Raw genomic sequence first — 11,502 nt, 5'->3', positions numbered from 1 at the left:
TTGACGGTGGTTGCACTAACAGCAATCCATGACTGGGTCGATGCGCCGGGGACGGTCGTGTCGTGGAGCCCGTCGCCGGGATGCCTGAAGAAAGTTCAGGAAGCGCCGGTCAGTGACGTACCTGCCAGCTATCAGCAGGGGCAGCACATTCGCACCTACCGCAATCACACGGCCAACGGGCTGGAGATGGCGCGGCTGCTGATCCCGGCGTGGAACATGCCGGGCAAGTGTGACGTCCGGGCCATGACCTTCGTCATCAATGCTTATCTGCGGCGGCACGACACCTACCACAGCTGGTTCGAGTTCGATGACGCCGATCAGATAGTCCGCCACACGGTTGAGAACCCTAACGACATCCAGTTCGTGGCCACCAAGCACGGCGAGATGAACTCGGCCCAGTGGAAGATGCATGTGCTCGACACCCCGAGCCCGCTGGACTGGGACTGCTTCCGCTTCGGCGTGGTCCAGCGCGCGGACCACTTCACGTTCTATGTGTCCGTCGACCACCTGCACGCCGACGCGATGCTGATGATGGCGCTGTTCGTGGAAATGCACATGAACTACGAGGCGCTGGCCGGCGGTGGCGCACCGCTGCGCTTGCCGGAGGCCGGCAGCTACCACGACTACTGCGTGCGTCAGCGCGACTACACCGAGCAGCTGACCCTGGACTCGCCGGACGTTCGCGGGTGGCTGGATTTCCTGGGGGACAACGGCGGCACGATGCCGACGTTCCCGCTACCGCTCGGCGATCCGTCGGTGCCGTGCAGCGGTGACCTGCTCACCGTGCAGCTGATGGACGATCACGAGTCGGACCGCTTCGAGTCGGCGTGCACGTCCGCGGGCGTGCGGTTCATCGGTGGTGTGTTCGCCGCCGCGGCGATCGCCCACCGCCAGCTGACCGGTGACGACGATTACTACGTCATCACCCCGACGACCACCCGCAGCACCCCCGCGGAGTTCATGACCACGGGCTGGTTCACCGGTGTGGTTCCGCTGTCGGTGCCGGTCGCTGCCCGCAGCTTCGCCGAGGTCGCTCGTGCAGCCCAGGATTCGTTCGACTCGGGGATGCCGCTGGCGAACGTCCCGATCGAGCGCGTCTACGAGCTGGCGGCGTCGGAGAGCACCCCGCGCATCCGGCCGGCCGGACCCGGCGTGCCGATGCTGTCGTACCTCGACGTGGGCCTGCCGCCGCTGAACCCGGTCATCATGTCTCAGTGGTATGCACAGAACGGGCACATCTACACCGATCTGGGCGCGGCCAATCAGGTCGGCATGTGGGTGAATCGGCGTACCGAGGGCACGATCATCACCGTCGCCTACCCGGATAACCCGATCGCCCGCGAGTCGGTGGCCGAGTTCGTCGAGCTGATGAAGTGCATCTACCTTCGGGTGGCCGACGGCCGGTCCGAGCTGGTGTCGTCGTCACGGCTGCCGGTCGCAACGGCCTGATGCCGGTGGGCGACAACCGTCGGCCCGCACCCGACAATGTGGTGCCCTACGCCGACCAGGCGCTGCTGTTAGCCCTGCGCGGTGCCGGTCAAGAGGCCGTCATGCAGATCATCTGGATCTATGAGCATGAACTCGACCTCGACGGCGTGCGGCGCTTCCATCAGCGCTTCGGCCGCGGGCTCGTCGGCCGGCTGATCGAGCGGTCGGCGCTGCCGTTCGGGCGGCATCGGTGGGTTTCGGTGCCGGGCCCGCAGACCGGTCTGGACATCGCCGCGCAGCCGCGGTCGCGGGACGAGCTGTGGGACTGGGCGCACGAGCAGGTGGAGCTGCCGCTCGACCCCGAGTGGGGGCCGGCCTGGCGGTTGGGGGTCCAGTCGTTCACCGACGGAAGCAGCGCGGTGAGCCTGGTCATTTCGCATACCGTCGCCGACGGCGGCGGTGCAGTCGTGTCGGCGCTCGCCGCGATCAACGACGACGGCAAGGATCTTGGTTATCCACCGCGGCAGTCCCGTACCCGCTCGCGCGCCCTGATCGAGGACGTTCGCCAGTTGGCGGCGGACCTGCCGGAGATCTGGCGAACGTTGGTGAAAGCGATCAAGGTCGCGATGCGCCGCAAGGACGAACTGGTGCGACCGAGTGAACCGGTGCGCGTGCCCGCCGGCGGCGCCGGGAATGTCATGACGGCGTTCACAACGGCTGTAATCGATCTGGACGAGTGGGATTCTAAGGCGAAAAGCCTTGGCGGGCATCACTTTTCGCTGGTCGCCGGATTTGCCGGCAAGCTGGCGCAGAATATTGGCCGAACGCGCGCGACCGACGGCGCGGTCACGTTGATGATTCCGGTCAGTGAGCGTGACAACCCAGGTGAGACCGGCGGCAACGTGGTGACGATCGCCAACGTCACGTTCGACCCGGGCCCGGTCGCGAAGGATCTCACCAGCGCCCGCGCCGCGATCAAGCAAGGATTGGTGACAGCGCGACAGACGCCGGACGAGATGGTGGAGTTGCTGCCGCTGATTCCGTTTCTGCCCAAGCGGGCGATGGGGCGGATCGCCGATATGGCCTTCGGCTTTTCCGCCGATGTTCCGGTGTCCTGCTCGAACATGGGTGATGTCCCCGACGACATGCTCCGTCTCGACGGCACCGAGGCCGAACGGCTGTACTTCGGCGGTGTGGACCGTAATCTCAGCGGTGATGTTCTCGAACGGCGGCGTGGCTTGATGACGGTGGCTGCGGCGCGTCTCGGCGGCAAGGTCATTCTTCCGGTGATGAGCTACCAACCCGGCATGGACAACTCGCGCACGCGGCTTCGCGAGGTGATCGCCCAAACCCTGGCAGAGTTCGACCTTTCCGGCACGATCGAGTGAGGTTTGACCAGTGACCAGTGCAGCGCAGGAACATCGACTCGAGTTCTTCGACCAGACGGCCTTCGAGATGATGCGCGCCACCGGGCGCGGCCAACTGATGCAGTGCGTGTGGGTCTACGAGCACCCCGTCGACATCGAGGGACTACGGCGGTTTCATCGCAACATCGCCCAGTCGCTCGGCGGACGCCACATCGAGCGCTCGCCGTTGCCGTTCGGCCGGCCGCGGTGGGTCAAGCCCGATCATGCTCCGTCGGAGATCCAGATCAACGAAACCCCCCGTCCGCGTGCCGAACTCATGGAATGGGCCGACGAGCTAGCCGGCCTGCCGATCGACCCCGAGCACGGCCCGACGTGGTATCTGGTCGTCCAACCCCTCACCGACGGCTCCACCGCGATCAGCATGGTGGCGTCGCACGTGATCGGGGACGGCACCGGCGCCGGGCTGGCGATCTTTGAGGCGGTCACCGGCAACATCCGGGACGTGGGATATGACCGACCGGGCGCGCGGACCCGGCGACAGGCGTTGGCCGCCGACGCGCGCCAGGTCATTCGCGACCTGCCCGAGACGCGCCGGGCGCTGGTCAAGGGCGCGAAGCTGGTGTGGGGGAAGCGGAAAGAGCTCGCCCAATCCCGGAAGACGCGTGCCGGCCAGCCGATCGAGGAGTTCGTCTCGGTACCGTCGGTGGCGGTCATCATCGACATCGCGGAGTGGGATGCGCGCGCGGAAAGCCTTGGCGGAAACGGCTATTCGCTTCTGGTGGGTTTTACCGCGAAGCTGGCCGAGCGGATGGGTCGCCGCCGTCGCTCCGACGGAGCGGTGACGCTGGTGATCGCGATCAACCTCCGCGAGAGCCTGGAAGACGACCGCGCCCTTGCCATGGCCTTCGCTAACGCGACCGTCGACCCGGAGAAGGTGACCGTCGACCTGACCGAGTCCCGCACGGTTGTGCGCGAGTCCCGGCAGATGGCCAAGAACCAGACCGACCCCACCATGGAACTGTTTCCGCTGATGCCGTGGTTGCCCAAGGCGGCGGTCAAAGGGGTGGCCGAGCTGTTGTTCTCCTACTCCGAAGATCTGCCGGTGTCCTGCTCCAACCTCGGCGATCTGCCGCCGCAGATCGCTCAGGTCGACGGCACCACTGCGGAGTCGGTTGTGCTGCGGGCCTTGGACCAGAACGTGACGATGCGGGAGATGGAGCGTTCGCACGGTCAGCTGGTCGTGGTGTCCGCGCGGGTCAACGGCAAGGTCACGATCTCGATCGAGGCCTACGAGATCGGCGCTGAGAACAGCAAGCAGCGGCTGCGCGATCTGGCCGAGCAGACGTTGACCGAGTTCGGGCTCAGCGGCGGCATTGTCTGACCGGGTTTACAGGCCGTGCAGGCCGACCCCGATCAGGATGATGCCCACAACCGCCACAAACACGCCGGCGTGCCGGCGGGTCCGGGTCCGAATCCATTCGTTGAAGCGCTGCACCCAGATACGGGTCTTGGCCGGCGCCACCAGGAAGCTCAGCAGCGGGACCACCGCGGCCCAGCTGGCCAGCAGAAGGAAAGTGACCAGGGCGGCGGCCTGTTCTGCCGGCGGGGTTTTGGACGCGATGATCAGTGCCAGCAAGGCCATGTAGTCGACGCTCGGCATTGCCAGTGCGGCACCTACTGAGCCCGAGAACCATGACGATTCGCCCTGTACGAAGCCGCGCACGCGGTTCGACAGACGCTTGAACCGGCTCGGCGGCGGGGGATCCTGCACCACCACGGCGCTGTCAGCGGTGCTGCCCGCAGGTACCTCGGCCATCTCGCGTCGGGAGAACTGGCGCAGCGGAATCTTCGACATCAGCAGCGCACCCAGCACGAGGGCGACGCCGCCGATGCCGATCTGGATGAGAGCCGGGTTGAAGTTGGCCTTGCCCAGGAAGATGTGGTGGAAGACGAACAGCACCGCGAACCCCACGCTGAGGCTCATCGCCAACCCTGTGCAGAGGAAGACGAGCAAGTGGCGTGCCGGCCGTGGCCGGGTCAGCAGGAGAGCGATCAATCCGACGCGTGCGGGCTCGATGCTTACCGCGAGGCCAAGCAGCACCACGGTTGTCCACACGAGCCGGAATTCTACCTTGCTGGGCTGGCGCGGGCAGCGTTGATCACTCGGGCCGGCCGTTGCGGGCGGCTGCCTCGAGAAGGTCGGCGGCCGTCGCGACGCTGCCCGAGGCCGGCGTCATTCGGGCGGCGAGCAAACGCGAGCTCTCTGCTGTTTGTGGAGACAGCACCGCGCGCAGGTCGGCCAGCAGCGAACCCCGTGTGGTGGCCGAGAAACGCCGGGTTGTTCCGATGCCCAGTCGCTGAACCTGTTTGCCCCACAGCGGCTGTTCGGCCGCCACCCACAGCACCAGGGTGGGGACGCCGGCGCGGATCCCGGCCGCGGTGGTGCCCGCGCCGCCGTGGTGCACGACGGCGCGGCAGGACGGGAACACGGCAGCGTGGTTGACCGAGGCGACGACCTTGACATGCTCGGCCGGGTCGGCGCCGCCGAACTCCGTGAACCCGGCACAGATCAGGGCGCGCTCGCCGAGTTCGGCGCACACGTCGCTGATCAAGCGGACCGCCTCGGCCGGGGAGTCCAGCGGCATGCTGCCGAATCCAAAGTAGATGGGCGGCGTGCCCGCAGCGATCCAGGCCGCCACCTCGCCATCGATCTCGGTGGGCAGCTGCAGCGTCATGGATCCGATGAGCGGGCGCCGTTCACCCCATTCGCCGGCCAGCCCGGGGAAGAAAACGGCGTCGTAGGCCTGGATCTCCAGGGAGCCGGCGCCAACGATGCGGCGCACCGGCCGGGTTTTCGCCACCGGCAGGCGCAGTGCCCGGCGCTGTTCGGTCTCCGCGGGTTTCAGCAGCTGCCAGTGCATCCATTCGCCCATCGAATAGACAGTGTTGACCACCGCCGACGGCAGCCGGACCGGAAGCACCTGGGTGTTGGCCCGCACCGGGAAGTAATGCACCTCAGCCAGCGGGATCCTGCGGAACTCGGCGACGTTGGCCGCGATCTCCTGATAGGCCGTGCCGCTCACCATCAGATCGGCACCGTCAGCCATGGCCAGCAGCGTGTCGCTCATCTGTGTCCACCCTCGGGTGGCCGCAGCCCTGGCCTTGCGCAGTGCGATCAGCGGGTTGCCCAGCCGCAGCCAGTCGGCGGGCGCGGCGGCGGTCAGGGCGTCCGGTCGCTCGAAGACATCGCCCTGCAGTTGCTTCTGTGAGTCGGGCCCATAGCCGACGGTGGTGGCCAGGCCCGCGGATTCGACGAATCCGACCAGGTTGGGCGGCACGGCCATGTGGACGTCGTGCCCACGGCGCTGCAGTTCCAGGGCCACCGCCGCACAGGGTTCGACGTCACCACGCGTCCCGTGGATGCTCACCGCGAATTTCATCGATCCCCATTATCGGGACCCGCCCATGCGGGCGCGCCGTCAGCGTGCCGCCCGGGTGAACCACTTGGTCTTGATCCGCCACGAATGTGCCGCCGCCAGCGCGAACCCGGCGCCGCAGGAGCAGGCGAAAAGCCAGACCAGCGTGCCACCCTCGAGCTCTTGGAGCCGGGGGACGTAGGCGGTGATGATGCGGATCGCGCAGGCTGTGATGCCGCTGGCCGACGCCGCCAGGTACACGTTGGCGATGCGTCGAGACCGGGGATCGCGGCGCAGGATCAGCAGCGCCCGCGAGCCATACCCGAGCAGGTAGATCAGGGTTCCGCAGAGCAGCAGCCAGTAGGCGGACAGCCAGAAATCGGTGGGCACCGTGAAGAAGTCGTCGCGATAGATTTTCGCGCCATTACCCATCGAGAATGTTGCCAGCAGCAGCGGTATGCACAGCGTGGCGGGACGCTCGACGTATTGCCGGAACGCGGCCTGCGTCGCATTGTCGTCCTGCAGACGTCCCAGCGCGTTATAGACGATCGCAGAAGCAGCCACGACATAACAGTCGTGGCCGATGTAATCCTCGAGGTTCCACATTCCGGTCAGTGAGTGCAGCCATTGTCCGACGGTTTCGGAAGCCAGCGGCGACATCAAGAACACTGCGGCGCCTTGTAGCGCGATGTTCAAGGTAGCGGCGATCTCCCAACGGCAGCCCCAGGTGACTCGCCTGATCCACAGGCTCCACGCCACACAAGCAAGCGTGACCGTGATAAGTGCACCAAGACCCATGCTGTCGTCGCCTAACGCCCCCGAATAACTTCAGCAAATATTACAGTGGCGGAGCGTCGAGTCGAGGTTTCAATTCTGAGAGTTTTCCAGGAATTCGAGTCGTGGTGACGGTATTAATTGTCGTCACCGTAAATGGCGCCGAGTCGATGTATTGCTGGAGTTCTTCGCGACTCATCAATCCGAAGCGGACCTGCAAGTCGGGATAACTGAGCCCGAATCGCGTGGCCACCAGACGCAGCTCCTCGGCGTTGGGGTAGTCGCGTTCCTTGACCCGCCGGTAATACGTACTGCTTGAGGTACCTAAGGCGTCGTAGATGTCCTTGGCTTCGATGTCCCCGTCCAGGAGGTAGTCGAGCAAGGTCTTGAGCTGACGTCCGTTTTCATCCGTCCTGGGCACCGGTAAAGAATAACCCGGAACTCCCGGTAATGGGTACTTGGAACGCAATTCGGGGAATTGATAGAATTATTGACAGCGTCGTCACAGTTTCGGGATTGGTCTCCCATTTTTGGGACACGGCCGCTACCGTAAGGGCCATGGTTGCTCCTGTGACCTACCCGTCTAGCAATGTGCGGGTAGTTGACGATGAGATTCTCGGCCGGCCTCGACCAGAAGATCTGGTCCGATTGTCGGCGCCGCTTTCCCATGAATTGACCGCCGAACTCGACGGTGCCGTCGGCATCGCCGGGGTCGGCGCCGAGGAAGTTCTCCTGGCTGCGCTGGGCCGGGCGATCGCCCGGACCATCGGTGTGGGGTTCGTGACGGTCAGCGGCTTGACCACCGTGCACCCGATTCGGTTGTGCTGTGCAGACGAATGCGACATGGACGCCGACGCGCTATTGGCCGACGTCCGCGAGGCGTTGAGGCCTGCTCGGCAGCTCGGCAACTCCGCGACCGACGTGGCGTTCTCCTTTCTGGGTCTGCCGCCCGAGCCGTCGCTCGGCCCGTTGCAGCTGACCGACGGCCCGGCCCTCGGCGTCTTGGCCTACCGCGGTGACGGGGATCTGCAGATGGACTGGTGGTACGACGCCCGCCGGCTGGACTACTGCACAGTCGATGAACTGACGAATCAGTTCCGGCTCGGCCTGATCGGTCTGACCTCGGAGGCCAGCCCGGTCGCCTGACCGCTAGAATCGCCTGATCGGCGTCGATCCGGCCATCACCGGGGAGCCTTCGGAAGAACAGTCCTGATCGGGGCTCATTAGAACCGAACGGGTGGGCCCGTCACAGCCTGTGAAGAGCGACGCACGGTGACGTGCGTAAGCGGGGTGGTACCGCGGCGCTCGCGCACCGGCGCGTCGTCGTCCCCGTGCCCAGGCAGCTGGCACAGGAGACGAACGCGCACGTGACCGAGAATGGCTATCCGAAGCCGGCCGGTGGCTCACCCAACTTTCCCGCCCTCGAACTCGAGGTCCTCGACTACTGGGCGGCCGACGACACGTTCCGCGCCAGCATCGCTCGCCGCGATGGCGCGCAAGAATATGTCTTCTACGACGGGCCGCCGTTTGCCAACGGCCTGCCGCACTACGGCCACCTGCTGACGGGCTACGTCAAAGACATCGTGCCGCGCTATCGCACCATGCGCGGCTACAAGGTGGAGCGCCGCTTCGGCTGGGACACCCACGGCCTGCCGGCCGAACTCGAGGTGCAGCGTCAGCTGAGCATCACCGACAAGGCCCAGATCGAAGAGATGGGCATCGGGAAGTTCAACGACGCCTGCCGGGCGTCGGTGCTCAAGTACACCGGCGAGTGGCGCGACTACGTCACGCGCCAGGCCCGCTGGGTCGACTTCGACAACGACTACAAGACCTTGGACCTGCCGTTCATGGAGTCGGTCATCTGGGCGTTCAAACAGTTGTGGGACAAGGGCCTTGCCTATCAGGGTGTGCGGGTGCTGCCGTATTGCTGGAACGACGAGACCCCGCTGTCCAGCCACGAACTGCGCATGGACGACGACGTCTACCAGAGCCGGCAGGACCCGGCGATCACGGTCGGGTTCCGGGTCGAGGAGGCGGGTTCCGATCTCGACGGTGCCTATCTGCTGATCTGGACCACGACCCCATGGACGTTGCCGTCGAACCAGGCGGTCGCGGTGAACCCCGACGTCACCTACGTCGTGGTCGGCGTCGACGGCCGACGCTTCGTGCTGGCGCAGCCTCGGCTGGCTGCCTACGCGCGCGAGCTGGGGGAGGACCCCGAGGTGCTGGCCACTCTCACCGGTGAACAGCTACTCGGAATGCACTACCTGCCCCCGTTCCCGTACTTCACTGACGATGAAAAGGCGCGCAACGCTTTTCAGGTGTTGCGTGGGGACTTCGTGACCACCGAGGATGGCACCGGCGTGGTGCACATGGCCCCCGCTTACGGTGAGGACGACAAGGCGACCACCGACACCGTCGGCATCGTGCCGGTCACTCCGGTGGACTCCAAGGGCAGATTCGACGCCACCGTGCCCGACTATCAGGGCCAGCATGTGTTCGACGCCAACCCGCAGATCATCCGTGACCTCAAGAACGGAACCGGGCCTGCTGCCGTCAACACCCCGGTACTCATCCGCCACGAAACCTACGAGCACTCCTATCCCCACTGCTGGCGCTGCCGCAACCCACTGATCTACCGCGCGGTGTCGTCGTGGTTCGTCAAGGTCACCGAGTTTCGCGACCGGATGGTCGAACTCAACCAGCAGATCACCTGGTACCCCGAGCACGTCAAGGATGGCCAGTTCGGCAAGTGGCTGTCGGGTGCGCGCGACTGGTCGATCTCGCGAAACCGGTACTGGGGCACGCCGATCCCGGTGTGGGTATCCGATGATCCGACGCACCCGCGTATCGACGTCTACGGCAGTCTCGACGAACTCGAACGTGACTTCGGAGTTCGCCCGGACAACCTGCACCGGCCCTACATCGACGAGCTGACCCGGCCGAATCCCGATGACCCGACCGGCAACTCGACGATGCGCCGAATCGAGGACGTCTTCGACGTGTGGTTCGACTCCGGATCGATGCCCTACGCCCAGGTGCACTACCCGTTCGAGAACCAGGATTGGTTCCAGACCCATTTCCCGGGCGATTTCATCGTCGAGTACATCGGCCAGACCCGCGGCTGGTTCTACACCCTGCACGTGCTGTCCAGTGCGCTGTTCGACAAGCCGGCATTCAAAACCTGTGTGTCACACGGGATTGTCCTCGGCAACGACGGCGCCAAGATGAGCAAGTCACTGCGCAACTATCCAGACGTCAACGAGGTGTTCGACCGCGACGGCTCCGACGCCATGCGGTGGTTCCTGATGGCCTCGCCGATCCTGCGCGGCGGCAATCTGATTGTTACCGAACAGGGCATCCGCGAGGGTGTTCGTCAGGTGCTGCTGCCGCTGTGGAACGCGTATAGCTTCCTGGCCTTGTATGCACCGAAAGTCGGTACCTGGCGCACGGATTCGAGCCATGTGCTGGACCGCTACATCCTGGCCAAGCTCGCGGAGTTGCGTGACGGCCTGACCGAGGCGATGGACACCTGCGACATCTCAGGTGCGTGCGAGCAGCTGCGCCAGTTCACCGAGGCGTTGACGAACTGGTATGTGCGCCGGTCGCGTTCGCGATTCTGGGAGGAAGACCCCGACGCCATCGACACCTTGCACACCGTGCTGGAGGTGACCACCCGGCTGGCGGCCCCGCTGCTGCCGATGGCCACCGAAGTGATCTGGCGTGGTTTGACCGGCGAGCGTTCGGTGCACCTGACCGACTGGCCCGAGGCCGGCGTGGTGCCGGCGGACCCCGGGTTGGTGGCGGCCATGGATCAGGTACGCGACGTGTGCTCGACGGCGTCGTCGCTGCGCAAGGCGAACAAGCTGCGGGTGCGTCTGCCGTTGCCGAAATTGACTGTTGCGGTGGATAATCCGGCTGCCTTGGCGCCGTTCACAGACCTGATCGCCGACGAGCTGAACGTCAAGGCTGTCGAGCTCACCGACGACATCCCCGCCTACGGCCGCTTCGAGCTCACCGTCAACGCCCGGGCGGCCGGGCCGCGGTTGGGCAAGGCCGTGCAGGACGCCATCAAGGTGGTCAAGGCCGGCCAGGGTGTCCTTAATGCCGACGGCACGCTGACCGCGGGCGACGTGGTGCTCACCGCCGAGGAGTACAGCTCGCGCCTGGTGGCCGCCGATCCGGAATGGACGGCAGCACTACCGGAGGGCGCGGGCCTGGTGGTGCTGGATGGCACGGTCACTCCCGCGCTGGAGGCCGAAGGCTGGGCCAAGGACCGTATCCGTGAGTTGCAGGACCTGCGCAAGTCGACGGGGCTGGATGTCAGCGACCGCATCCGTGTGGTGATGGCGGTGCCTGCCGAGCGGGCCGATTGGGCTGCAGCCCATACCGATCTCATCGCCGGCGAGATCCTGGCGACCAGCTTCGACTTCGGCGAGCCGGTTGACGGCGTGGAGATCGGCGACGGTGTGCGGGTGGCTATCACCAAGGCGTGAGCCGCACCTAGCATCGACGCG

General features: G+C 65.6%; 9 protein-coding genes. 5 read left to right on the top strand and 4 right to left on the bottom strand.

Translation table 11 applies throughout. The features are described from left to right. The first annotated feature begins 6 nt into the window (after positions 1 to 6). The 3 genes from CG716_RS07760 to CG716_RS07750 are packed head-to-tail and all read left to right on the top strand — an operon-like array spanning position 7 to position 4,176. The gene (locus CG716_RS07760; RefSeq protein ID WP_094478132.1) at positions 7 to 1,449 is read left to right on the top strand and encodes a condensation domain-containing protein; all 1,443 of its coding nucleotides are present in this window, start codon (positions 7 to 9) and stop codon (positions 1,447 to 1,449) included. Positions 1,450 to 1,454: 5 nt separating this feature from the next. Further along, positions 1,455 to 2,816, top strand: coding sequence for a WS/DGAT/MGAT family O-acyltransferase (locus tag CG716_RS07755; RefSeq protein ID WP_234817748.1), 1,362 nt, complete (start codon positions 1,455 to 1,457; stop codon positions 2,814 to 2,816). 10 nt (positions 2,817 to 2,826) lie between these two features. Further along, complete coding sequence (locus CG716_RS07750) at positions 2,827 to 4,176, top strand: hypothetical protein (protein ID WP_094478128.1); 1,350 nt, start codon at positions 2,827 to 2,829, stop codon at positions 4,174 to 4,176. Between the two features lie 6 nt (positions 4,177 to 4,182). On the opposite strand, the gene CG716_RS07745 is transcribed toward CG716_RS07750, so the two are convergent. From CG716_RS07745 to CG716_RS07730, 4 genes are read right to left on the bottom strand one after another with little or no spacing between them, the layout of a single operon-like run. Further along, entirely contained in the window at positions 4,183 to 4,911 is a 729-nt protein-coding gene (locus CG716_RS07745; RefSeq protein WP_207760601.1) for a GAP family protein, read from the bottom strand. A 43-nt stretch (positions 4,912 to 4,954) separates the two neighbouring features. After that, entirely contained in the window at positions 4,955 to 6,235 is a 1,281-nt protein-coding gene (locus CG716_RS07740) for a glycosyltransferase (protein WP_094478126.1), read from the bottom strand. A gap of 39 nt (positions 6,236 to 6,274) precedes the next feature. Next, on the bottom strand, positions 6,275 to 7,009 hold the full coding sequence (locus CG716_RS07735; protein WP_094478124.1) for a hypothetical protein: 735 nt from the start codon (positions 7,007 to 7,009) through the stop codon (positions 6,275 to 6,277). A gap of 40 nt (positions 7,010 to 7,049) precedes the next feature. Continuing rightward, positions 7,050 to 7,406 carry a transcriptional regulator gene (locus CG716_RS07730; RefSeq protein WP_094478122.1) on the bottom strand — a complete coding sequence of 119 codons (357 nt, stop codon included), beginning with the start codon at positions 7,404 to 7,406 and terminating at the stop codon, positions 7,050 to 7,052. 137 nt (positions 7,407 to 7,543) lie between these two features. Here CG716_RS07730 and CG716_RS07725 point away from each other — a divergent pair, with 137 nt between their 5' ends. Further along, complete coding sequence (locus CG716_RS07725; RefSeq protein WP_133066886.1) at positions 7,544 to 8,131, top strand: condensation domain-containing protein; 588 nt, start codon at positions 7,544 to 7,546, stop codon at positions 8,129 to 8,131. 221 nt (positions 8,132 to 8,352) lie between these two features. After that, positions 8,353 to 11,481, top strand: a complete 3,129-nt coding sequence (gene ileS, locus CG716_RS07720; RefSeq protein ID WP_094478395.1) for an isoleucine--tRNA ligase — start codon at positions 8,353 to 8,355, stop codon at positions 11,479 to 11,481. Positions 11,482 to 11,502: the final 21 nt, after the last annotated feature.

The sequence above is a fragment of the Mycolicibacterium sphagni genome (genome assembly GCF_002250655.1).
In the GTDB taxonomy this organism is placed as follows: Bacteria; Actinomycetota; Actinomycetes; order Mycobacteriales; family Mycobacteriaceae; genus Mycobacterium; species Mycobacterium sphagni.
Note: the sequence above shows the minus strand (reverse complement) of the source record. Positions and strands in the feature narration are given on the sequence as shown.

Excerpts from the sequence above, each read along its gene's own strand:
- CG716_RS07740 (WP_094478126.1), bottom strand. The coding sequence starts at position 6,235 with ATGAAATTCGCGGTGAGCATCCACGGGACGCGTGGTGACGTCGAACCC.
- CG716_RS07735 (WP_094478124.1), bottom strand. The coding sequence starts at position 7,009 with ATGGGTCTTGGTGCACTTATCACGGTCACGCTTGCTTGTGTGGCGTGG.
- CG716_RS07725 (WP_133066886.1), top strand. The coding sequence starts at position 7,544 with ATGGTTGCTCCTGTGACCTACCCGTCTAGCAATGTGCGGGTAGTTGAC.